This is a genomic window from Streptomyces sp. MNU76 (assembly GCF_020982545.1).
Taxonomy (GTDB): domain Bacteria; phylum Actinomycetota; class Actinomycetes; order Streptomycetales; family Streptomycetaceae; genus Streptomyces.
This window is the reverse complement of sequence record NZ_JAJKLK010000001.1, coordinates 605,856-629,123: the sequence shown is the minus strand read 5'-3', so window position 1 is coordinate 629,123 and position 23,268 is coordinate 605,856. Positions and strand designations below refer to the sequence as shown.

Annotated in this window: 14 protein-coding genes and 3 pseudogenes; 4 read left to right on the top strand and 13 right to left on the bottom strand. The window is 71.2% G+C overall.

Annotated features, from left to right (window positions below):
- The first annotated feature begins 39 nt into the window (after positions 1-39).
- The gene (locus E4N62_RS02720) at positions 40-855 is read left to right on the top strand and encodes a DUF3097 domain-containing protein (RefSeq protein WP_230211751.1); all 816 of its coding nucleotides are present in this window, start codon (positions 40-42) and stop codon (positions 853-855) included.
- Here the strand turns inward: E4N62_RS02720 and E4N62_RS02715 are convergent.
- The 3 genes from E4N62_RS02715 to E4N62_RS02705 form a co-directional block, all read right to left on the bottom strand.
- On the bottom strand, positions 833-1,411 hold the full coding sequence (locus E4N62_RS02715; RefSeq protein ID WP_217179459.1) for a Uma2 family endonuclease: 579 nt from the start codon (positions 1,409-1,411) through the stop codon (positions 833-835). The two genes, E4N62_RS02720 and E4N62_RS02715, sit on opposite strands and share 23 nt — an antisense overlap.
- A gap of 102 nt (positions 1,412-1,513) precedes the next feature.
- The gene (gene hemW / locus E4N62_RS02710; protein WP_230211750.1) at positions 1,514-2,746 is read right to left on the bottom strand and encodes a radical SAM family heme chaperone HemW; all 1,233 of its coding nucleotides are present in this window, start codon (positions 2,744-2,746) and stop codon (positions 1,514-1,516) included.
- A 58-nt stretch (positions 2,747-2,804) separates the two neighbouring features.
- A complete protein-coding gene (locus E4N62_RS02705) occupies positions 2,805-5,150 on the bottom strand; it encodes a SpoIIE family protein phosphatase (RefSeq protein WP_230211749.1) in 2,346 nt (781 codons plus the stop codon).
- 104 nt (positions 5,151-5,254) lie between these two features.
- Here E4N62_RS02705 and E4N62_RS02700 point away from each other — a divergent pair, with 104 nt between their 5' ends.
- Positions 5,255-9,427, top strand: a complete 4,173-nt coding sequence (locus E4N62_RS02700) for a HAMP domain-containing protein (RefSeq protein ID WP_374116911.1) — start codon at positions 5,255-5,257, stop codon at positions 9,425-9,427.
- The gene (locus E4N62_RS02695; RefSeq protein WP_230211747.1) at positions 9,424-9,996 is read left to right on the top strand and encodes a two-component system response regulator; all 573 of its coding nucleotides are present in this window, start codon (positions 9,424-9,426) and stop codon (positions 9,994-9,996) included. Before E4N62_RS02700 ends, E4N62_RS02695 begins: the two co-directional genes overlap by 4 nt.
- Before the next feature lie 82 nt (positions 9,997-10,078).
- Here E4N62_RS02695 and E4N62_RS02690 read toward each other — a convergent pair whose 3' ends face one another.
- Positions 10,079-11,956, bottom strand: coding sequence for a long-chain fatty acid--CoA ligase (locus E4N62_RS02690; RefSeq protein ID WP_230211746.1), 1,878 nt, complete (start codon positions 11,954-11,956; stop codon positions 10,079-10,081).
- A 300-nt stretch (positions 11,957-12,256) separates the two neighbouring features.
- Complete coding sequence (lepA, locus tag E4N62_RS02685; protein WP_220648826.1) at positions 12,257-14,125, bottom strand: translation elongation factor 4; 1,869 nt, start codon at positions 14,123-14,125, stop codon at positions 12,257-12,259.
- A 214-nt stretch (positions 14,126-14,339) separates the two neighbouring features.
- Here lepA and rpsT point away from each other — a divergent pair, with 214 nt between their 5' ends.
- Complete coding sequence (gene rpsT, locus E4N62_RS02680; protein WP_184894177.1) at positions 14,340-14,606, top strand: 30S ribosomal protein S20; 267 nt, start codon at positions 14,340-14,342, stop codon at positions 14,604-14,606.
- A 348-nt stretch (positions 14,607-14,954) separates the two neighbouring features.
- Here rpsT and holA read toward each other — a convergent pair whose 3' ends face one another.
- The 8 genes and pseudogenes from holA to E4N62_RS02640 form a co-directional block, all read right to left on the bottom strand.
- Positions 14,955-15,941 carry a DNA polymerase III subunit delta gene (gene holA / locus E4N62_RS02675; RefSeq protein ID WP_184894175.1) on the bottom strand — a complete coding sequence of 329 codons (987 nt, stop codon included), beginning with the start codon at positions 15,939-15,941 and terminating at the stop codon, positions 14,955-14,957.
- A 91-nt stretch (positions 15,942-16,032) separates the two neighbouring features.
- Positions 16,033-16,278: a hypothetical protein gene (locus tag E4N62_RS02670; RefSeq protein WP_184894173.1), complete on the bottom strand. Its 246-nt coding sequence runs from the start codon at positions 16,276-16,278 to the stop codon at positions 16,033-16,035.
- 63 nt (positions 16,279-16,341) lie between these two features.
- A pseudogene (locus tag E4N62_RS48505) lies at positions 16,342-16,759 on the bottom strand (hypothetical protein).
- Between the two features lie 32 nt (positions 16,760-16,791).
- A complete protein-coding gene (locus tag E4N62_RS02660; RefSeq protein ID WP_230211744.1) occupies positions 16,792-17,646 on the bottom strand; it encodes an arylamine N-acetyltransferase in 855 nt (284 codons plus the stop codon).
- 4 nt (positions 17,647-17,650) lie between these two features.
- Positions 17,651-20,167: pseudogene (locus E4N62_RS02655) on the bottom strand (ComEC/Rec2 family competence protein).
- A gap of 64 nt (positions 20,168-20,231) precedes the next feature.
- Positions 20,232-21,001 (bottom strand): annotated as a pseudogene (locus E4N62_RS02650) (helix-hairpin-helix domain-containing protein).
- Positions 21,002-21,495: 494 nt separating this feature from the next.
- Entirely contained in the window at positions 21,496-22,341 is an 846-nt protein-coding gene (locus E4N62_RS02645; protein WP_230211743.1) for a DegV family protein, read from the bottom strand.
- Positions 22,342-22,431: 90 nt separating this feature from the next.
- Complete coding sequence (locus tag E4N62_RS02640; RefSeq protein WP_230211742.1) at positions 22,432-23,217, bottom strand: hypothetical protein; 786 nt, start codon at positions 23,215-23,217, stop codon at positions 22,432-22,434.
- Between the last annotated feature and the right edge of the window lie 51 nt (positions 23,218-23,268).

The window sequence follows — 23,268 nt, the reverse complement described above, 5'->3', positions numbered from 1 at the left end:
CGGGGGCATCCGGGCGCGGCTTCTCCTATCGTCACTCGAATGCGCCAGTACTCACCCGACCTGACCCCTCCCTGGAAGAAGCCGAAGCCGGCCCCCGAGGTCCCGGCCGATCCGGGTCTGGTCGTCGAGGAGCCCACCACCGGTTTCTGCGGCGCGGTCATCCGCTGCGAGGCGGGCACGGTGACGCTGGAGGACCGCTTCGGCAAGCACCGGGTGTTCCCGTTGGAGCCGCGGGGGTTCCTGCTGGAGGGCCGCGTGGTGACCCTGGTCCGCCCCACCCCCTCGGCCCCGGCACGGCCGAGTCGTACGGCATCCGGCTCGGTGGCCGTCCCGGGCGCCCGCGCGCGTGTCGCCCGCGCCGGGCGCATCTACGTCGAGGGCCGCCACGACGCCGAGCTCGTCGAGAAGGTGTGGGGCGACGATCTGCGCATCGAGGGCGTGGTGGTGGAGTACCTGGAGGGCGTGGACGACCTGCCCGCGATCGTCGCCGACTTCGCGCCGGGCCCGGACGCGCGGCTCGGCGTCCTGGTCGACCACCTCGTCCCCGGCAGCAAGGAGTCCCGCATCGCCGCGTCGGTCACGAGCGAGCACGCGCTCGTCGTCGGCCACCCGTACATCGACATCTGGGAGGCCGTGAAGCCGTCCTCGGTGGGCATCGAGGCGTGGCCGCGCGTACCGCGGGGGCAGGACTGGAAGACGGGGGTGTGCCGGGCGCTGGGGTGGCCTGCGGAGAACACGGGGGCGGTGTGGCAGGCGATTCTGGGGCGGGTCGGTTCCTACAAGGACCTTGAGCCGGAACTGCTGGGCCGGGTGGAGGAGCTGATCGACTTCGTCACGGATAGCGGTGGGGCCTGACGTTGGGGAACGTACTGAATCCACTGGTGTCGATGTCCAGTCGCAGAGTCGACAGGGGCACTGATTCCCCGAACTTCCAGATCTTCTGCCCCTTGTAGTCGGCCTTCTCTCCAACGCCTTCGGGCTCCGTCAGCACGACGCACTGCGCCATGACCGGGTCGACGATCAGGTAGACAGGCACTCCACCTGCGGCGTAAATCGACCGCTTCACACCGTAGTCGCGGTCGATGCTGGTCTTGGAGACGACCTCGACGACCATGGTGATCAGCGTGGACGGGAGCAGTCGCCCCGAGGCGGGCAGAATCTCGGGGGCTACGACAACCAAGTCGGGAATAGGCTCGCTCGCCTCGCTGACGATGTCGACGTCCTGTGTCTGAAGGGCGTACCAGTGATCAACCGGAATCTGCCTGCCCAGCAACATCACAATGATGTTGTGCACCAGGTCAGGGCTGGCCATCATCACGATTTCACCCCGGAGAAGTTCGGCCTTGACACCCTCGGGCGGCTCGAACTCCTCGAAGAACCTGGTCATCCCGCGCTCGTCCACAGCGGTCATCTCCGCAGCCTCCGGTTTCCGCCACCGTCAGACACGGCAGCAGCCTACGAACCAGGCTAAGTACCGAACCCCCGTTCCGCACCGATTCACCCACCCGAGTGATCAGTCCACCAAGTCCCGCACCACCGCGTCCGCCAGCAACCGCCCCCGCAGCGTGAGCACCGCGCGCCCCTCCTCGTACGGCCCCGCCTCCAGCAAGCCGTCGGCGAGTGCCCGACCCGCCGCGGCAAGCCCTTCCTCCCGGAGCAGGGACAGCGGGCAGCCCTCCCGCAGCCGCAGTTCCAGCAGGATGCGCTCGACCCGGCGGTCCTCGGCCGACAGCAGCTCACGCCCCGCGCCAGGGGAGCGCCCGGCCGCCAGCGCGCCCGCGTACGCGCCGGGGTGCTTGACGTTCCACCAGCGCACGCCGCCGACGTGGCTGTGGGCGCCCGGTCCCGCGCCCCACCAGTCGGCGCCGCGCCAGTACAGCTCGTTGTGGAGGCACCGCCCGGCGTCGGACGTGGCCCAGTTGGAGACCTCGTACCAGTCGAACCCGGCGGCCGAGAGCGTCTCATCGGCGATCAGATATCGGTCCGCGTGCACGTCGTCGTCCGTCATCGGGACCTCGCCCCGGCGGATGCGCCGTGCGAGCTGCGTGCCCTCCTCCACGATCAGCGCGTACGCCGAGATGTGGTCCGGCCCGGCACCGAGCGCCGCGTCCAGGGAGGCCCGCCAGTCGTCGTCGGACTCGCCGGGCGTGCCGTAGATCAGGTCGAGGTTGACATGGTCGAAGCCGGCGGCGCGCGCCTCCGCCACGCACGCCTCGGGGCGCCCCGGCGTGTGCGTACGGTCGAGGATCTTCAGCACATGCTGCCGCGCGCTCTGCATCCCGAACGAGAGCCGGTTGAAGCCGCCCGCGCGCAGCGTCTCCAGATACGGGGGGTCGACCGACTCCGGGTTCGCCTCCGTCGTCACCTCCGCGTCGTCCGCGAGCCCGAACTCCTCCCGGATCGCCCCCAGCATCCGTACGAGGTCGTCGGCGGCCAGCAGCGTGGGCGTGCCGCCGCCGACGAAGACCGTCCGGACGGGGCGCGGATCGTCGCCGAGGACCTTGCGGGCGAGGCGGATCTCGTCGACGACCGTGTCCGCGTAGTTGTCGCGGGAGGCAAGGACGCCGCCGGTGCCGCGCAGCTCGGTGGCGGTGTAGGTGTTGAAGTCGCAGTAGCCGCAGCGGGTCGCGCAGTACGGGACGTGGAGATAGAACCCGAGGGGCCGCTCGGCCGCGTCGGCCAGGGCGTGCGCGGGCAGCGCCCCGTCGTCGGGGACGGGCTCACCGTCGGGGAGTGCGGAAGGCATGTCCTCCATTGTCCAGCACGGCCCGGCCGACGGTTCCCGTCGCCGGCTGCGGCGGTCGTCACTCCGCCCGCAGCACCAGCAGCGCCAGGTCGTCGTCCGGTGGCCGTTCCCCGAACTCGTGCACGAGGCGGCGGATGCGTTCGGCGATCAGCTGGGCGTCGAGGCCGGCGCAGTCGGAGAGCGCGGCGGCGAGGCCGTCCCCGTCGTCGAACATGCGCGGGCCGCTGCGGCGCTCGGTGACCCCGTCGGTCACGCAGAGCAGCGTGTCGCCGCAGCGCAGTTCGAACGTCTCGGAGACGTACTCGGTGTCCTCGATCACGCCCAGCAGCGTCTGGGGCTCGGCCACGGTCCGGACGTCGCCGTCGGGGCCGAGGAGCAGGGGCAGCGGGTGCCCGGCGGAGGCGAGGGTGCAGCGGACACCGCCGGGGACGGGGACCAGCTCGCCGTAGAGGAGGGAGAGGAAGCGGGTCTGGGAGGCGTCGGGGTCGACCAGGCCGGGGTCGCCGGCGGTGACCAGGGCGCGGGCGGCGGCGTCGGCGGCCTCGGTCGCGTCGTCGAGGAGGAGATGGTTGAGGCGGTCGAGCACGTCGGCCACGCCGTAGCCCTCGCGGGCGAGCAGCCGCAGCCAGGGCCGGGCGAGACCGATGACCACGGCGGCCTCGGGGCCCTTGCCCTGGACGTCGCCGATGGCGAAGCACCAGCGGCCCCGGCCGGCGGGGAACAGGTCGTAGAAGTCGCCGCTGGGTCCGCCCTTGTCGCACGGCTCGTACACCAGGGCGCTCGACACCCCGGGGATCTCGGCGACCGCGCCCGGCAGCAGGCCGCGCTGGAGCACCCGGCTGATGGTCACCTGGCGGGCGTACCGGCGGGCCGCGCCGATGGACAGCGCGATGCGTCGGCTGAGGTCCTCGACCAGCCCGGTCACCTCGTCCGGGAACCGAAGCAGCCCGGCCCGCCCGATGACGAGCGTCCCGAGCGGCCGCCCCCCGGCGATCAGCCGATAGGCAAGCGCGGCCCCACCTTCACACTCCTGCGCGGGCGCACCTTCACACTCCCGCACGGGACCACCACCACGCCCGCGCTCGAAGTCGCCGCCACGTTCCCGCAAGGGGCCGCCGCCGTCAGGCTCTCGCTCCAGCCTGCCCCCAGGCTCCTGCACCGGCCCGTCGGCACTCGCCCCCGACGGCCCTTCGGCACTCGCTCCCAACGCCTCTTCGGCACTCGCCCCCACCGGCCGGCCCTCCTCGCCCGGCTCCGGCCACGGGACGGGAACCGCCCTCGACCGGACGGAATCGGGCAGTCTCGGTGGGTTCCTCTCCAGGGCCCGGCGCAGTTCCTCGAGGCGGTCCTCGCTGCCGTGCCAGACGCGGGCGAGCCGGGGCGCGGGGCCCAGCGAACCGTCGCCGCCGCGCCAGCCCAGCCCCTCGTCCTCCAGCCACACCGCGCACCAGTCGGCCAGCCTCGGCACCAGCAGCTGCCCGGCGAGCGCGGCGACCAGATCCTCGTCGAGCTGCCCGGCGAGCAGGTCGGACGCCTCGGCCAGGAAGGAGAGCGCGCCCCGGTTCAACCACTCCCGGTCGCGCTCCCCATGTTGCCGGGGCTCGGGCGCGACCAGATCGAGCGGGTCCGGGCCCTGTTCACGGACGCCCTCGCCGCCGTCTCCGACGCGACCGGCGTACGCCCGCGCACCGCCGGACTCCCCCGCGTCCTCCACACCGGCGTACGTCGGCGCATCGTCGAGCCCCCGCACTTCCTCGTCGCCGGCGTACGCCCGCGCGGCCTCGGCCCCCACCCCGGACACGTCACCGCCGTACGCCCCGAACGCGTCCTCCACCGCCATCGCCCCGTCGACCGACAGCCGGGCCCAGACGGTCTTCATGCCGGTCCGGTAGGTGATCCCCCAGGCTTCGGAGAGTGCCGCGACGAGCCGCAGGCCGCGTCCGTACTCGGCGGCCCCGTAAGGCCGTTCGACGAGGTAGGGGCGTTCGGCGCCCTCGTCCCGTACCGCCCGGGAGGGATGGTGGTCCGAGACCTCGACGAGCAGCCACCCGGCGGAGGCCGGGTCGTCGCGCCCCAGACGGCAGAGCAGCTCGACATCCGTGCCCGCGTGGACGACCGCGTTGGTGACCAGCTCGCTGACCACGACGAGGGCGTCCTCGACGAGGCGGGCGGAGAGGGCCGCGGTGCCCGGCAGGTCGAGCTCGGCCCACTCCGCGAGCGCGCTGCCGACGAAGCGCCGGGCGGCTCCCGGCGCGAGCGGCCCGCCGGGCAGGGACACATGCACCACCGTGCGCCGGTCCGCGCCCGCGTACGCGGATCCGGCAGACAGCGCCTCCGCCCCGACGCGCGCGGGCGCATCGGGCGCGCAGGACGCGGTCTCCCGTTGCGTCGGAATGGCCCCCACTGAGCGGCTCCCTGAGAAAGTTCGGACGAATAGGCCTCAGGCGGCACGGACAGAGTGACAGACTGACCACGCCCATAAGCGCCGAGTTACCGAAGTGGGCCACCATGAGTGAGAACAGTGCTACGCGGGTGCTCCGAGACGGTCAAAAAGACAGCCAAACGGACGTTCTGATCCGGGCATCCGATCTCCGCGCGCTGACCGCGGCCATGACCGCCGCCCGCGACGGCAGCTTCACGAAAGTCCCGGAGGCGGGCCCCGCCCCGGTGGCGGAGCTGTGTGCCCTCTTCAACCAGATCATCGACCGTAGCACCCACTTCGGCTCCGAAGTGCAGCGTGTAAGGCGGGAGTTGGTCCGGCACGGGCGTCTGGACGAGCGACTGTCGGCCAGCCCGGGCCAGGGCGCCTGGGCGACGCGCGTCGACGACGTGAACCAGACGCTCGACGCCCTGGTCGCCCCCGCCGCCAACGCCACCCGGGTCCTGGACGCGGTGGCCGGCGGCGACCTCACCCAGCGGGTCGACCTGCACGACGGCAACCGTCAACTCCGGGGTGATCTGAGGCGGTTGGGCCGCGCCGTGAACAAGATGGTCGACCAGCTGTCCCTGTTCACCGGCGAGGTGACCCGGGTGGCCCGCGAGGTCGGCACGGAGGGCCGGCTCGGCGGCCGGGCCAAGGTCCGGGGTCTGTCCGGGAGTTGGCGGGACGTGACCGAGGCGGTCAACACCATGGCCGCACGGCTGACCGCGCAGGTGCGGGACATCGCCCTGGTGACCACCTCGGTGGCGCGCGGGGACCTCACCCGTACGGTGACGGTCGAGGCGACCGGCGAGTTGCTCGAACTGAAGCTCACCGTGAACACGATGGTCGATCAGCTGTCCGCCTTCGCCGACGAGGTCACCCGCGTCGCCCGCGAGGTCGGCACCGAGGGGCAGCTCGGCGGCCGCGCGCAGGTCCGGGGCGTCTCGGGCGTCTGGAAGGACCTCACCGACAACGTCAACTTCATGGCGTCGAACCTGACCTCCCAGGTCCGCAACATCGCCCAGGTCACGACCGCCGTCGCCAACGGCGACCTCAGCCAGAAGATCACGGTCGACGCGCAGGGCGAGATCCTGGAGCTGAAGTCGACGATCAACACCATGGTCGACCAGCTCTCCGCCTTCGCCGACGAGGTCACCCGCGTCGCCCGCGAGGTCGGCACCGAGGGCAACCTCGGCGGCCGCGCCCAGGTCCGGGGCGTGTCCGGCGTCTGGAAGGACCTCACCGACAACGTCAACTTCATGGCGGACAACCTGACCTCCCAGGTCCGCAACATCGCCCTCGTCTCCACGGCCGTCGCGCAGGGCGACCTCGGCAAGAAGATCACCGTCGAGGCCAAGGGCGAGATCCTGGAGCTGAAGTCGACGATCAACACCATGGTCGACCAGCTCTCCGCCTTCGCCGACGAGGTCACCCGCGTCGCCCGCGAGGTCGGCACCGAGGGCAACCTCGGCGGCCAGGCGCAGGTGCGGGGCGTGTCCGGCGTCTGGAAGGACCTCACCGACAACGTCAACTTCATGGCGCTGAACCTGACTTCGCAGGTCCGCAACATCGCCCAGGTCACCACGGCCGTCGCCAACGGCGACCTCTCCAAGAAGATCACCGTCGACGCGCGCGGCGAGATCCTGGAACTGAAGGACACCGTCAACACGATGGTGGAACAGCTGCGGGCCTTCGCCGACGAGGTGACGAGGGTGGCCCGTGAGGTCGGAACCGACGGCGCGCTCGGCGGCCGGGCCCAGGTGCTGGGTGTGTCCGGTGTCTGGCGGGACCTCACCGACAACGTCAACTACATGGCGGACAACCTGACTTCGCAGGTCCGCAACATCGCCCAGGTCACCACGGCGGTCGCGAACGGCGACCTCTCCAAGAAGATCGACGTGGACGCGCGCGGCGAGATCCTTGAGCTGAAGACCGCCATCAACACCATGGTGGACACCCTCTCCTCCTTCTCCTCCGAGGTCACCCGGGTCGCCCGCGAAGTCGGCTCGGAGGGTCAACTCGGCGGCCAGGCACGGGTGGAGGGCGTCTACGGCACCTGGAAGCGGCTGACGACGAACGTCAACGAGCTCGCCCTGAACCTGACCACGCAGGTCCGCGCGATCGCCGAGGTCGCCTCGGCCGTGGCCCAGGGAGACATGTCCCGCTCCATCACGGTGGAGGCGCGCGGCGAGGTCGCCGAGCTGAAGGACAACATCAACCTGATGGTGGCGAACCTCCGTGAGACGACCCGCGCGAAGGACTGGCTGGAGTCGAACCTCGCCCGGCTCGCCGCCCTGATGCAGGGCCACCGCGACCTGATGGAGGTCGCCGACCTGATCCTGCGCGAGCTGACCCCGCTGGTGAACGCCCAGTACGGCGCGTTCTACCTGGCCGACCCCGACGAGGACGGCGCGGCCCCGCCCCCGGTGGTGCCCACCAAGGGCCTGGCCTTCATCGCGGGCTACGGTGCGGCGCAGGGCGCGACCGTCGAGACCGGTGGTCTGCCGGTGCACGGTCTGGTCGCGCAGGCGGCCCGCGAGAAGAAGCGGATCCTGGTGGACGAGGCCCCGCCCGGCTACATCAAGATCAACAGCGGCCTCGGCGAGGCCTCGCCGTCCAGCGTCGTCATCATCCCGATCCTGTTCGAGGACAAACTCCTCGGGGTGATCGAGCTGGCGTCCTTCTCCCGCTTCTCCGATGTCCACCTGGCGTTCTTCGACCAGTTCGTGAACACCATCGGTGTCGCCATCAACACCATCATCGCCAACTCCCGTACGGAGTCCCTCCTCGGCGAGTCCCAGCGTCTGGCCATGCAGCTCCAGGAGCGCTCGGACGAACTGCAGATGCAGCAGGCGGAGTTGCAGCGCTCCAACGCCGAACTGGAGGAGAAGGCAGCGCTGTTGGCTACGTCCTCGCAGTACAAGTCGGAGTTCCTGGCGAACATGTCCCACGAGCTGCGCACCCCGCTGAACTCCCTGCTGATCCTGGCGCGGCTGCTCTCCGACAACCCGGACGGCCATCTCACCGACCAGGAGGTCCAGTTCGCCACCACGATCCACCGCTCCGGCTCCGACCTCCTCCAGCTGATCAACGACATCCTCGACCTGTCGAAGATCGAGGCGGGCCGGATGGACGTACGCCCGAAGCGCCTGCCGCTGATCAAGCTCCTGGACTACGTCCACGCGACGTTCCGGCCGCTCACCCTCGACCGGGGCCTGGCCTTCGAGGTGACGGTCGGCGAGGACGTCCCCCGCGAGATGTACTCGGACGAGCAGCGCCTCCAGCAGATCCTGCGCAACCTCCTCTCCAACGCGATCAAGTTCACCGCGTCCGGCCGGGTCGAGCTGACCGTCAGCCGCGTCAAGGACCCGGAGCACCGCTACACCCGCGAGGACCACGACGAGGTGATCGCCTTCGCCGTCTCGGACACCGGCATCGGCATCGCGGCCGAGAAACTCCCGGTGATCTTCGAGGCGTTCCAGCAGGCCGACGGCACCACCAACCGCAAGTACGGCGGCACCGGCCTCGGGCTGTCCATCAGCCGCGAGATCGCCGGCCTGCTCGGCGGCCGCATCATCGCGGAGAGCGTCCCCGGCAGGGGCTCGACCTTCACCCTGTACGTCCCGGTCTTCAGCCCGGGCCACGGGGTGACGGGCCCGGTGATCGAGGAGCACGGCAGCCTCGTCCCCGAGCAGCTGACCACGGAGCCGTACCCGGCCGCGCACGACGACGAGGTGCACGACGGCGACGACTCCTGGCCGGCGCCCACCAAGCTGGAGGCGTGGAAGGTGGGGCGCGCGGGCGAGGTGCTGCCCGGCCGCCGGGTGCTGATCGTCGACGACGACATCCGCAACGTCTTCGCGCTCACCCATGTCCTGGGCCGGGTCGGCATGCCCGTCCTGTACGCGGAGAATGGGCGCGAGGGCATCGAGACCCTGGAGCGCAACCCGGACGTCGAACTCGTTTTGATGGACATCATGATGCCGGAGATGGACGGCTACGAGACGATCTCCGCCATCCGCCGCACCCCGCGCTGGGCGGGTCTGCCCATCGTCGCCCTCACCGCCAAGGCGATGCCCGGCGACCGCGAGAAGTCCATCGCCCGCGGCGCCAACGACTACGTACCGAAGCCGGTGGACGTCGACCAGTTGCTCACGGTCGTCTGCGCGGTCCTCGATCCGGAAACCCCCCAGGGTCCGCAGAGCGCCGAGCCGTCCCCCGGACAACGCACAGAAGAGAACGAGGCACCCTCACCATGACCCCTCAGGACCGGACCGACCAAAGCGCGGGCATCCTCCTCGTCGACGACATGGAGGACAACCTGCTCGCCCTGGAGGCCGTCCTGGCATCCCTCAACGAGCCGCTCGTCCGCGCCCGTTCGGGCGAGGAGGCGATGAAGGCCCTCCTGCGGCACCGGTTCGCCGTCGTCCTCCTCGACATCCGGATGCCCGGCATGGACGGCTTCGAGACCGCCGCCCACATCAAGCGCCTCGACCAGACGAAGGACGTCCCGATCATCTTCCTCACCGGCACGGACGCCGACACCGGCTACGCCTTCCGCGGCTACGCCACCGGCGCCGCCGACTACCTCACCAAGCCCTTCGACCCCTGGGTGTTACGGGCGAAGGTCAGCGTCTTCCTGGACCTGCACCGCAAGACCCGGGAGCTGGAAACCCTGCGGGCGGTCCAACGGGAGCACGCGGAACAGGTCGACACCCGCTTGGCGGCGCTGGAAAAACAACTGGCCACACCCACACCGGACTTGACCGAGCTGCGCATACAGATACGCGACTTCCGAACCCTGATGGAGACCAACCGCGCCCCGTAAGGGGCGCGGGGAACTGCGCGACCAGCCACCACGAACCCGCAGCTGAAGACGGCCCGCAGTTCCCCGGCTTTCACGCGGAGCGCTACGCCTCGCGCGCACCGGCGTACATGTCCTCGATCAGGTGCAGGTACTCCTTCTCCACCACCGGCCGCTTCAGCTTCAGGCTCGGCGTGAGCTCACCGTGCTCCACATCGAGGTCCCGCGGCAGCAACCGGAACTTCTTGATCGTCTGCCACCGCTGCAAGCCCTCGTTGAGCTGCTTGACGTACCCGTCGACCATCTCGACCGTCGCCGGCGCCGCGATGATCTCCTCGTACGACTTCCCGGCCAGCCCGTTCTCCGCGGCCCAGCCCTGGAGGGACAGCTCGTCGAGGGCGATGAGGGCCGTGCAGAAGTTCCGGTCCGCGCCGATCACCATGACGTTGGAGGTGAAGGGGCACAGTGACTTGAACTGCCCCTCGATCTCGGTCGGCGCGATGTACTTGCCGCCGGACGTCTTGAACAGGTCCTTCTTCCGGTCGGTGATCCGCAGGTAGCCGTCGGGCGAGAGCTCCCCGATGTCACCGGTGTGGAACCACCCGTCGGCCTCCAGCACCTCCGCCGTCTTCTCCGGCAGCCCGTGGTAGCCCTCCATCACACCGGGCCCGCGCAGCAGGATCTCGCCGTCGTCCGCGATCCGCACCTCGCAGCCGGGCAGCGGCTTGCCGACCGTGCCGGTGCGGTACGCCTCGCCGGGGTTCACGAAGGACGCCGCCGAGGTCTCGGTCAGGCCGTAGCCCTCCAGGATGTGGATGCCGGCACCGGCGAAGAAGAAGCCGATGTCGGGCGCGAGCGCGACCGAACCGGAGACACAGGCCCGCAGCCGGCCGCCGAACGCCTCGCGGAGCTTGGCGTACACCAGCGTGTCGGCGATCTTGTGCTTCGCACCGAGCGCGAACGGCACCGAGGCGGTGCCGGTACGGCGGAAGTTGTCCTGGCTGACCTTGGCGTACTCACGGGAGACCCCGGCCGCCCACTGGAAGATCTTGTACTTGGCCGGGCCGCCCGCGCGGGCCTTGGCGACGACGCCGTTGTAGACCTTCTCGAAGATGCGGGGCACGGCCGCCATGTACGTCGGCCGCACCACCGGAAGGTTCTCGATGATCTTGTCGATCCGGCCGTCGACGGCGGTGACGTGCCCGACCTCGATCTGACCGCTGGTGAGCACCTTGCCGAACACGTGCGCGAGCGGCAGCCACAGGTACTGCACGTCCTCGGCGCTGACCAGCCCGGTCGCGGCGATCGCCTTCGCCATGTACGACCAGTTGTCGTGCGGCAGCCGGACACCCTTGGGGCGCCCGGTGGTGCCGGAGGTGTAGATGAGTGTGGCGAGTTGGTCCTTGGTGATCGCGCCGACCTTCTCCTTGATCAGGTCGGGCGTCTTCTCCAGGTACGCGGCGCCGCGCTTCTCCAGTTCGGCCAGGGAGAGAACCCAGTCCTCGGAGAGGTCCGCGCCCTCGGTGTCGATGACGACGACATGCGTCAGGTCGGGGAGCTCGGCCTTCTTCTCCCGGGCCTTGGCGAGCTGGGCCGCGTCCTCGGCGATGAGGACCCGACTGGCGGAGTCCGCGAGGATGTACGCCGACTCCTCGGCGTTGGTCTGCGGATAGACGGTCGTGGTCGCGGCGCCCGCGCACATGATGCCGAGGTCGGCAAGGATCCACTCGATGCGCGTCGACGAGGCGAGGGCGACGCGCTGCTCCGGCTGCACGCCGAGCTCGATCAGCCCGGCCGCGACGGCGTACACCCGTTCGGCCGACTGCGCCCAGCTCAGCGACTTCCAGTCGGAGGGCCCCTCCCCGGAGGCCGGTGGCACCGGGTAGCGGTAGGCCTCGCCGTCGGGCGTGGCCGCCACGCGCTCGAGGAAGAGGGCCGCCACCGAGGGCGGACGGTTCTCGATCAGGGTCTGTGTGTCGCTCACGACATCCTCCGGGGCACGCGACAGTACAGCTGGCTCACGGACTGTGCGGCTGGCTCAAAGCGGCTGTTGTTTAACTCGCGAGTAACCATCGAGTGGTGATCAGGGTAGAGCGCGGTCGGCCGGTTGGTAAGGGGCGGCGGGCAGTCACTTTCCACCGAGAACTACCGTACGGACACGCCCCGACGCCTCTGGGAAGACCTGCGGGCCCGCCGCGCCGAAACGCGACGGGCCCGCATTGTGCCTGAGTTACCGGGGGTAACAGTGGCTGCCCCGCAGTCGGCGACCACCGGTCGCCGTTGGCTACTTCTTGCCCTTGCCGCCGCCGGCGCTGTCGTCGCTGGACAGAACGGCGATGAAGGCCTCCTGCGGAACCTCCACGGAGCCCACCATCTTCATCCGCTTCTTGCCTTCCTTCTGCTTCTCCAGCAGCTTCCGCTTCCGGGAGATGTCACCGCCGTAGCACTTGGCGAGGACGTCCTTGCGGATGGCACGGATGGTCTCGCGCGCGATGACACGCGAGCCGATGGCCGCCTGGATGGGCACCTCGAAGGCCTGCCGCGGGATGAGCTCGCGCAGCTTGGCCACGAGCCGCACCCCGTAGGCGTACGCCGCGTCCTTGTGCGTGATCGCGGAGAAGGCGTCGACCTTGTCGCCGTGCAGCAGGATGTCGACCTTGACGAGGCTGGAGGTCTGCTCGCCCGTGGGCTCGTAGTCCAGCGACGCGTACCCGCGCGTCTTCGACTTCAGCTGGTCGAAGAAGTCGAAGACGATCTCCGCGAGCGGCAGCGTGTACCGGATCTCGACCCGGTCCTCCGACAGGTAGTCCATGCCGAGCAGGGTGCCGCGCCGGGTCTGGCACAGCTCCATGATCGAGCCGATGAACTCGGTCGGCGCGAGGATCGTGGCCCGCACGACGGGCTCGTACACCTCGTTGATCTTGCCTTCGGGGAACTCGCTCGGGTTGGTGACCGTGTGCTCGGTGCCGTCCTCCATGACGACGCGGTACACGACGTTCGGCGCCGTGGCGATGAGGTCGAGCCCGAACTCGCGCTCCAGCCGCTCCCGGATCACGTCGAGGTGCAGCAGCCCGAGGAAACCGACGCGGAAACCGAAGCCCAGCGCGGCGGACGTCTCCGGCTCGTACACGAGCGCGGCGTCGTTGAGCTGGAGCTTGTCGAGCGCGTCACGCAGCTCGGGGTAGTCGGACCCGTCCAGCGGATACAGACCGGAGAAGACCATCGGCTTGGGGTCCTTGTACCCCCCGAGCGCCTCGGTCGCCCCCTTCGCCTGGCTGGTGATCGTGTCACCGACCTTGGACTGCCGGACGTCCTTCACGCCGGTGATGAGGTAGCCCACCTCACCGACGGCCAGCCCGTCGGCGGGCAGCATCTCGGGCGAGTTGGTCCCGATCTCCAGCAGCTCGTGCGTGGCGCCGGTGGACATCATCCGGATCCGCTCGCGCTTGTTGAGCTGCCCGTCGATCACACGGACGTACGTGACCACGCCCCGGTACGAGTCGTACACCGAGTCGAAGATCATCGCGCGCGCGGGCGCGTCCTTGACGCCGACCGGCGCCGGAACCTCGGCCACGACCCGGTCGAGCAGCGCGTCGACCCCCACGCCCGTCTTGGCGGAGACCTTCAGCACGTCCTCAGGATCGCAGCCGATGAGGTTCGCCAGTTCCTCGGAGAACTTCTCCGGCTGGGCGGCCGGCAGGTCGATCTTGTTCAGTACGGGGATGATCTTGAGGTCGTTCTCCATCGCCAGGTACAGGTTGGCGAGGGTCTGGGCCTCGATCCCCTGGGCCGCGTCGACGAGGAGGACGGTCCCCTCACAGGCCGCCAGCGACCGCGACACCTCGTACGTGAAGTCGACGTGCCCGGGGGTGTCGATCATGTTGAGAATGTGCGTGTTGCCCGGATCAGTGGTCGGCGCCCAGGGCAGACGCACCGCCTGGGACTTGATCGTGATGCCGCGCTCACGCTCGATGTCCATGCGGTCGAGGTACTGAGCACGCATCTGTCGCTGCTCGACCACACCGGTCAGCTGGAGCATCCGGTCGGCGAGCGTGGACTTGCCGTGGTCGATGTGCGCGATGATGCAGAAATTGCGGATCAGAGCCGGGTCGGTACGGCTCGGCTCGGGCACATGGCTAGGGATCGCGGGCACGCAGGGTCCTGATTCTTGAGGCGTCCGCAGCCGTCTGCGGTCTCGGGTCGGATCGGGTCTGGCGGGGCTGTACGTAGGCACCATGGTCCCACGGGCGGAGGGCTGGGACCGGTTTGGGCCGACGCGAGAGCTGCTGGTAACGTGGGCGGCTGTGTCTCATGCCCTCTCTGCAGGAGGCACATCCCAAGGAAAACCAAGCTGAAAAGGCTCATTCGTGGCGAACATCAAGTCCCAGATCAAGCGGAACAAGACCAACGAGAAGGCGCGCCTTCGCAACAAGGCCGTCAAGTCGTCGCTCAAGACCGCGGTCCGCAAGGCCCGTGAGGCCGCTGCCGCGGGTGACGTCGAGAAGGCCACCGAGTACCAGCGCGCTGCCGCGCGTCAGCTCGACAAGGCCGTCTCGAAGGGCGTCATCCACAAGAACCAGGCCGCCAACAAGAAGTCGGCGCTTGCTTCCAAGGTCGCTTCCCTCCAGGGCTGAGCTTCACCTCTGATCTGATCGTCGGCTGGACCCAGGGCGGGCCCTCTCTCATCCGCTCCCACTCGACACCCCGGATCCGCACGCGGCCTGCGTTCGCCACGCGGGTGCGGATCCACCGTCTTGAACCGAAGGCCCCGCCGCCCGCCCCTTCCCCGGGGCAGCCGACGGGGCCTTCGGCTTGCCGTAGGGCAGCCGGGTCGGAGGTGACTGCAAGTCTTTCAGGGGCGCGGGGAACTGCGCGACAAGCCCCCACGCACCCGCACGTACCTACTCACCGCCGCTCCCCCCTCGGCCCTGGGTCGAAGGGGCAGCGCCCCTGGGACGGGTAGGGGCGGCGGGGGCTAAAAGTCACCCCCGACGCGACCGCGCCGCCCGCGCGATCACCACAACCGCCTTCTCCAACGCGTACTCGGGATCATCTCCGCCACCCTTGACGCCCGCATCCGCCTCCGCCACCGCCCGCAAGGCGACGGCCACCCCGTCGGGTGTCCACCCCCGCATCTGCTGCCGCACCCGATCGATCTTCCACGGCGGCATCCCCAACTCCCGCGCGAGATCCGCCGGCCGCCCGCCCCGCGCCGACGACAGCTTCCCGATCGCCCGCACCCCCTGGGCCAGCGCACTGGTGATCAACACCGGCGCCACCCCCGTCGCCAGCGACCACCGCAGCGCCTCCAACGCCTCCGCCGCCCGCCCCTCGACGGCCCGATCGGCCACCTCGAAGCTCGACGCCTCGGCCCGCCCCGTGTAGTACCGCCCGACCACCGCCTCGTCGATGGTCCCCTCGACGTCCGCCACCAACTGCGACGCCGCGGACGCCAACTCCCGCAGATCGCTCCCGATCGCGTCGACGAGCGCCTGGCACGCCTCGGGCGTCGCGGACCGCCCGAGCGTCCGGAACTCCCCCCGCACGAACGCCAGCCGATCGCCCGGCTTCGTCATCTTGGGGCACGCCACCTCCCGCGCCCCCGCCTTGCGCGCCGCGTCCAGCAGCCCCTTGCCCTTGGCGCCGCCCGCGTGCAGCAGCACCAGGGTGATCTCCTCGGCGGGAGCCCCCAGGTACGCCTTCACGTCCTTGACCGTGTCGGCCGACAGGTCCTGCGCGTTGCGCACGACCACGACCTTGCGCTCCGCGAAGAGCGACGGACTGGTCAGCTCGGCGAGGGTGCCGGGCTGCAGTTGGTCCGAGGTCAGATCCCGCACGTCCGTGTCGGCGTCCGAGGCCTTCGCGGCGGCCACCACCACCTGCACAGCCCGGTCGAGCAGCAGCTCCTCCTGCCCCACGGCCAACGTCACGGGGGCGAGAGGATCATCGTTCACAGTCTTCTTGGCCATCCCGGACAGCATCCCACGGCCCACTGACAACCCGACCGCCCCAGACGACCGGGCCCTCCCCCTCAGCGCACGGAACCGCGGCGCGGGACCACTACGGCTCCTCCCGCCATCCCTCCCACTCCCCCGCGAACTCGTCCAGCGCCACCGGGTCGAGCCGCTCCCGCTCGTCCCGCAGCACCACCAGCCACTGCGCGTCCTCGGCGTCGTCCTCCCCGGCCAACGCGTCCCGCACCAACTGCGGCTCCTCATCCAGCCCGAACCGCTCCCGCAGCGCCTCGACCACTTCCTCCGCGGCATCCCGATCCGGCAACACCAACACATGCCTCACATCACTCACACCCCCATCTTCCGCCACCCCCACCCCTGCCCCCTGCCCCTCCCCTCCCTCCTCCCAGAGGGTCTACGACCTGGCGATCTCCTGCCGGAGCCGGTGGATGAAGCGGCGCAGGAGGTCCAAGGTCTCCCGGAACTCGGCCCGGCGGTCGTCCCTGCCGTCGGTGGGCCGCGTGCTCCAGCCCCTGACGGCGAGGGCATCGGCGAGGTCGACGGTGTCGCTGGAGCAGAGCAGGTAGAGGGCGGAGCGTGCCTCCTGCATCCGGTTCACCAACTCGTCGGCCCCGGGGCCGTCGTCACGCAGCCGTGTCTCCTTCAGGTGGTCCAGGAGCTGAACGACGGCCGTGTTGAAGCCGATCCCGGCTTTGAGCTTCTGCTCGCGGAGTCACATGCGGTCCTGCCGGCGCGCGGTGAACCACGAACCGAACACCTACCCCCATGAGACCGATGGCGGCCCCTATGGCCACGGGCAGGACGTTCTCCACGGTCAGCTCCCCCGTCGTACGGCGCCGTCAGGCTACAGGCCCTCGGAACCCCCCTCGACGAGCGCGCCCGCACGCGCCTCACGCCCCTTCCCCACCTCCGGCACCCGGTCCAACTCCAGCCCGAAGCGGTCCCGGTACGTCGCCAGCACCTCCGCGTCCGAGCCCAGCTCGGTCACCTCACGGGCGCCCTCCGCCGAGGTGACGGTGAACGTACGGCCGCTGAGGGTGATGCGGCCGCCGTCCTCCGTGAGCAGGGAGCAGACGAGCGAGCGGGTGAAGTGGGAGGCCGGCGAGGTGCTGTGCCACCACGCCCCCGCCACGAAGTCCCCGAGCGCCCTCGGCCGCGTCTCCAGCCGGTACTGCGGCTTGCCGTTGCGGAACACGTCCAGGTCCCCGAACTCCCGGCCCCCGCTCTCCCGGTCCACCTCGGCCACCCGGAACATGCCGCCCGGATCCTCCTGCTCCGTCCGGTTCCCGAACTCCAGCGGATGGTGGCTGTTCGCCCCGAACCCGACATCGGCCAGCCAGTCGCCCCCGTCCACCGTCCGCACCCTCAGCGCGAGATGGTCGTACGGGATGCCGACCTGCCCCTCCTCCCCGTACACCCGCGCCGCGAGCAGCGTCACATCGAACCCGAGCTTCGAGAGCAACGCCCCGAACGAGCCGTTCAGTTCGTAGCAGAACCCGCCCCTGCGCCGCCCGACGACCTTGTCCAGCAGCCGCTTCTCCTCCAGGACGATCTCCTCCCCGAGGTGGATCGACAGATTCTCGAACGGCACCGCCCGCAGATGGCGCAGGTGCAGTTCGCGCAGTACGTCGACGGTGGGCCAGGCCTGCTGCTCGGCCCCGAGGCGGCGAAGGTAGGCGTCAAGCTCTGCGGTGTCCATGCCCTCAGTCTCTCGCCACGAGCAACTCCTTCGCCGTACCCGCGACGGCGACCGCGCCGTCCTCGTCCGTACGCAGCACCGTGGCACCCCCGGCCCTCAGCGCCGCGACCGTACTGGACGCGGGATGGCCGTACGGGTTGTCCGCGCCCACGGAGATGAGCGCCAGCCTGGGGGCCATGGCCCGTATCAGTCCCGGATCCTGGTAGGCCGACCCATGGTGGGCGACCTTCACCACATCCACGGCTCCCAGCGCGGCTGCCTCCGGGGACCTCGCCAGCTCACGTTGGCCGGGCGGTTCCAGGTCGCCGAGGAGCAGCAGGGTCAGCGCTCCCGAGCGGACGAGCATGGTCACACTGGCGTCGTTCGGGCCGTCCGGCGTGACCGCGTCACCCGGCGGCCACAGCACCCGCCAGGCGAGACCGCCCGTGCGCCGCTCCTCCCCGGCCACGGCCCGTGTCAGCGGGATCCCCCGGGCCGCCGCCTTCCCGCGCACGAACGCGGCCTGCTCCGCGGGCTCCTCGAACCCCGTCGTCGCGATCGCCCCCACCGAGCGCCCCCGCAGCACACCCGGCAGCCCCACCACATGGTCGGCGTGGAAGTGGGTGAGGACCACGAGCGGGACCTCGGTGATGCCCAGCGAGGTCAGACAGCGGTCGACCAGCACCGGATCGGGACCCGCGTCCACGACCACCCCGGCCCCGTCTCCCGCCGCGAGGACGGTCGCGTCCCCCTGGCCCACGTCGCACATCACGAAGCGCCAGCCCGGTGGCGGCCACCCCGTGATCACCCTGGTCAGCGGCGGTGGCTGCACCACGACCAGCAGGAACGCCATCAGGCAGGCGCCCACCAGCCACGGATGGCTCGCCAGCCGCCGGGCGACAAGGACGACGACCACGGTGGCCAGGGCGAGCAGCAGCGCGCCGGTCCAGCTGCCCGGCCAGTCCACGCCCGCGCCCGGCATCGAGGCCCCGGTGCGGGCGATGTCCGCGATCCAACCGGCCGGCCAACTCGCGCACCAGGCAAGGCCCTCGGCCACGGGCATCGCCACCGGAGCGGTCGCCAGGGTGGCGAACCCGAGCACCGTCGCCGGGGCCACCGCGAACTCCGCCAGCAGATTGCACGGCACCGCCACCAGGCTCACCTTCGCCGACAGCACGGCCACGACCGGCGCGCACACCGCCTGCGCGGCCCCCGCCGCCGCCAGCGCCTCAGCCGGACGCGGTGGCACCCGGCGCCGCTGGAGCGCCGCACTCCAGCGCGGGGCGAGGGTGAGCAGGGCACCGGTCGCGAGGACGGAGAGCAGGAAGCCGTAACTGCGGGCCAGCCACGGGTCGTACAGCACCAGCAGCAGCACCGCCGTCGCCAGGGCCGGGATCAGGGACCTGCGGCGCCCGGTCGCGATGGCCAGCAGCGCGATCGAGCCGCAGGCCGCCGCCCGTACCACGCTCGGGTCCGGTCGGCACACGATCACGAAGCCCAGAGTCAGCGCCCCACCGGCCAGCGCGGTCACCCGCAACGGGATCCCGAGCCGGGGTGCCAGCCCCTTCCGCTCGGCCCGTAGCGCCAGCCCCGGCGGGCCGATGAACAGGGCCAACAGGATCGTGAAGTTCGCACCGCTGACAGCCAGGAGATGGGTGAGATCGGTCGCCTTGAACGCCTCGTCCAGCTCCGCCGGAACCCGTGAGGTGTCCCCGACGACGAACCCGGGCAGCAAAGCCCGCGCGTCCGGGTCCAGCCCGTCGGTCGCCTCCCGCAGCCCCGCGCGCAACCGCCCCGCGACCCGCTGCACGGCGCTCGCCTCCTCCACCACGACCGGCGCCCCACCGCCCCGCACTCGCAGCACGCCCGCCACCCGGTCTCCCCGGCCATGGCACGGCCTGCGCCACCGCCCGCACCCGCGTGGACGGCAACAGCGAGAGCCAGGCCGCCCGACCGGCCCCCGCCTCCACGTCGACGACGACCAGCACCGGGGTCCGCGTGTCGGCGACCGACCCGTCCGGGCTCCGTACACGCCGCGCCTCGGCCTGGAGGAGCACCGCGGCCGGGGCCGCGCGGTTGCCCTGGATCCGGGGGCGGGTGAGGCGCGGGTCGGAGGTGAGCTCCACCTCCGCCGTCACACGGGCGTATTCCTCGGCCAGGCCAGGCACCGGCCCTCGCCGCAGATCCGCCCGTGCAGCCCGGCGGAGGCGGCAGCCGCGCCCGCACAGAGCAGCACGGCGGCGACGGACGCCTTCGTCCACGCGACGCCCCCACGCCCCTGACGGCACCCCCCCCCCCCGCCCTGCGCCTGCGCCCACCCTTGCCCATGCCCATGCCCATGCCCATGCCCATGCCAGGCGAGCAGAGCCACGCCCACCACCGCACAGAGCACGGCCACTCCCGTGACCCACCCCGGCGAGGCGTGCACCGTCACCGCCGCCGTCGCCCACGCGGCCAGCGCCGGTGGCACGAGGCGCAGGTCCGTGGGCCCTTCCTGCCTGGGATGTGGGTCACCGAGCCGACTGCCGGAGGCCACGTGCACGGCGGGGCGCGGCGGACCACCCGCGCCCCGGCCCCCGCCACCCTCTCCTCCTCTCCCATCGCCCTCATGGCCGTACGAGATTCCGTAGGTCGGCGAAGCGGCGGTCGCCGATGCCGTTCACCTCGCGGAGCTCGTCCACCGAGCGGAAGCCGCCGTGCTGAGCGCGGTAGTCGATGATGTGCTGGGCGAGGACCGGGCCCACGCCGGGCAGGGTGTCCAGTTGGTCGGCGGTGGCCGTGTTGAGCGACACGGGGTCGTGGGCGCCGATCCGGCGACGGCTCCGCCTGCCCCGCCCGCACCACCGCCACCCGCCCCGCGCCCACTCCTGTCCCTGGCGGCGCACCCGGTCCGGCCATCGGCGCCGGAGTGCCCACCAGGACCTGTTCGCCGTCCACGAGGAGCCGGGCGCGGTTGAGCCCGTCGGTGTTGGCCCCGGCCGCACCCGCCCGCCGCCCGCAGCGCGTCGGCGACCCGCGAACCGGCCGGCAACTGTTGGACGCCCGGTCTGCGCACCTTGCCACTGACGTCGACCACGATCGTGGGTACGGCCGAGGGAGCCCCCAGCCCTGGCGAGGCGCCCGGCACCGCCGCACCGCCGTGCCCGGGCTCACCGAACGGTGCCTGCCCGCCCCCTGGCATCGGTGAGGCACCCGGAGCTCCCGCCCGCACCACCTCGGGCGCGCTCACCGGCTGGGGCCGGCCCGCCCAGAAGTGCTGTGCCGCGAACACCGCCGCGACGACCAGCACCACGCTCAGCGCGACCACACTCTTCCGCTCGATGCCGCACCGTGCCTGCAACCACAGCGGCAGCCGCTCCCGGACGGCGGGCCCCACCCGCTCGCGCCACGCAGGACTCGCGTCACGACCGCGGGACCCGTCCTCGTTCTCGTCCTCGGAAGACTCCGGCGGCGGCCCATGCCCCAACTCACGGGGCTCCTTGGTCCTTTCGGGAAACAGCGTCTCCGCGCGCAGGCGGAGCGTCTCCGCCGACGCCTGGTGGCGGCGGCCGGCCCTGCCCCTCGGCCGCCGAGGGTGGGGGTGACGGGCGCGCCCGTCGGAGGAAGGGCCCCTGCCGGGGCCGCTGGTGACCGTCGCCGTGCGTGAACGTGATCGAAGTGCCATGCGACGAGGATCGGGCAGAGGCACCCGCCCGCGATGATCTTGCTCAATTCCCGTGGATTACTACCCGGTTGTGGACAACTCCGTCACCCGCACGAGCGGACAGACCGAGCCGAGCACAGCCGAGCCGAGCCGAGCCAAGCCGCCGAGCCCGGCCGGGCCGAGCCAGGACAAACCCGCCTCGCCACCTCACCGGGGCGACGCACGCCTCATCGAGGCGACACGATCACGCCCAGCAACCCGGGCCCCGTGTGCGCCCCGATCACCGCCCCGACCTCGCTCACATGCAGATCGGCCAGCCCGGACACCCTGCCCCGCAGCCGCTCCGCGAGCGCGGAAGCCCGCTCGGGCGCCGCGAGGTGGTGGACGGCGATGTCGACCGGCGCCCCGCCCGCTCGCTCGGCGACGATCTCCTCCAGGCGGGCGATCGCCCTGGACGCCGTGCGGACCTTCTCCAGCATCTCGATACGGCCGCCGTCCAGCCGCAGCAGCGGCTTGACCGCCAGCGCGGATCCGAACAGCGCCTGTGCCGCACCGATCCGTCCGCCCCGGCGGAGGTAGTCCAGAGTGTCGACGTAGAAGAACGCGGACGTCCCGGCGGCCCGCTTCTCGGCGGCTGTGACTGCCTCGTCCACCGTGCCGCCCGCCTCCGCGGACTCGGCGGCGGCCAGCGCGCAGAACCCGAGCGCCATCGCGACCATCCCGGTGTCCACGACGCGCACCGGCACGGGTGCCTCGCGGGCCGCGAGTACGGCCGCGTCGTACGTGCCCGAGAACTCGGCGGAGAGGTGGAGCGAGACGATGCCGGTGGCGCCCGACTCCGCGACCCTGCGGTAGGTCTCGGCGAACAGCTCGGGACTGGGGCGGGAAGTGGTGACGGACCGTCGTTTCTGCAACGCCTGGGCCAGGGAGCGGGCCGAGATCTCGGTCCCTTCCTCGAGCGCCTGGTCGCCGAGGACCACGGTCAACGGCACCGCGGTGATGTGGTGACGCTCCATCGCCGTCGGCGGCAGGTAGGCCGTGGAATCGGTGACGATCGCGACATGGCGGGACATGAGCTGGAGGTTACCCGCCGAGCCGCGTGGACGGCAGCCCGGCCCCTGTCACCCGCGACCGTGTGGAGCGGTCCGACCGGGCCGAGTGGCTCAAGTGGTGCTCTCCGGACGGTGCTTCTTCTGCCACGGGTAGGTCGGCCGCGCGCTCGGCGGCGTGATCGCGGGCCTGGGCGGCTCCTGACCACCACGGGACTCCCCGTTCCGGGACGTACCCGCACCGGATTCGACACCGCGCGACGCGCCCCCACCCGCCTCGGGAGTATCCTGCCAGGTCTGCCCCGTGGAGGCGGTCGGCTCGGGTTTGGGCGCCTCGGGCCACACCGCGGCGGGTTCCGTCGTCCAGTGCCGCAGCGCGCCCGCCTCGACGTCGATCTGCGCGCTGAGCGTGTCCAGGTCGTCCTCGGCGAACTTGCGGGCCCGGTCGTGCGCCGCCCAGCGCAGCGAGTCGGAGGACTCGATGATCCGCTCCGCGCGCTCGCGCAGCGCGGGCAGCCGCTGGGCCAGCTTGGCGCGGTCGGGCTCGGGCTCCAGGCGCCGCAGCTCGTCGTCCAGCTCCCGGCCGTGCTTGCTGAGCTGCTCGAAGAGGGCCAGGGACTCCTTGAGCGACTCGTCCTCGCCCACGCCGGCGCGCAACGCCTCCTGGGTGGACCGCATGGAGGTGCGCAACTTCAGCCGCAGGTCGGCCAGTTGCCCGGCCGGGCCCGGCTGGGCCAGGCTTCTGGCGCGCAGGGTGGTGTCCTCGACGGTCCGTTTGGCCTGCGTGATCGTACGGTCCACGCCGCGCTTGGCCGCGCCGACCGCCTTCACCGTGGCGTACGCGCCCAGCACCACGAACAGCACGAAGAACAAGGCGACGACTGCGATGACGGCTTCCACGACGCGCTCCTTCTCCGACCGGCACGGGCATGTGCAGCGGCGCTCTTCCAC

What these genes read in the sequence shown, in the direction of transcription:
- E4N62_RS02720 (WP_230211751.1), top strand. Translation starts at nt 40, where the DNA reads ATGCGCCAGTACTCACCCGACCTGACCCCTCCCTGGAAGAAGCCGAAG.
- E4N62_RS02715 (WP_217179459.1), bottom strand. Translation starts at nt 1,411, where the DNA reads ATGACCGCTGTGGACGAGCGCGGGATGACCAGGTTCTTCGAGGAGTTC.
- hemW (WP_230211750.1), bottom strand. Translation starts at nt 2,746, where the DNA reads ATGCCTTCCGCACTCCCCGACGGTGAGCCCGTCCCCGACGACGGGGCG.
- E4N62_RS02700 (WP_374116911.1), top strand. Translation starts at nt 5,255, where the DNA reads ATGAGTGAGAACAGTGCTACGCGGGTGCTCCGAGACGGTCAAAAAGAC.
- E4N62_RS02695 (WP_230211747.1), top strand. Translation starts at nt 9,424, where the DNA reads ATGACCCCTCAGGACCGGACCGACCAAAGCGCGGGCATCCTCCTCGTC.
- holA (WP_184894175.1), bottom strand. Translation starts at nt 15,941, where the DNA reads ATGGCCAAGAAGACTGTGAACGATGATCCTCTCGCCCCCGTGACGTTG.
- E4N62_RS02660 (WP_230211744.1), bottom strand. Translation starts at nt 17,646, where the DNA reads ATGGACACCGCAGAGCTTGACGCCTACCTTCGCCGCCTCGGGGCCGAG.
- E4N62_RS02645 (WP_230211743.1), bottom strand. Translation starts at nt 22,341, where the DNA reads ATGTCCCGCCATGTCGCGATCGTCACCGATTCCACGGCCTACCTGCCG.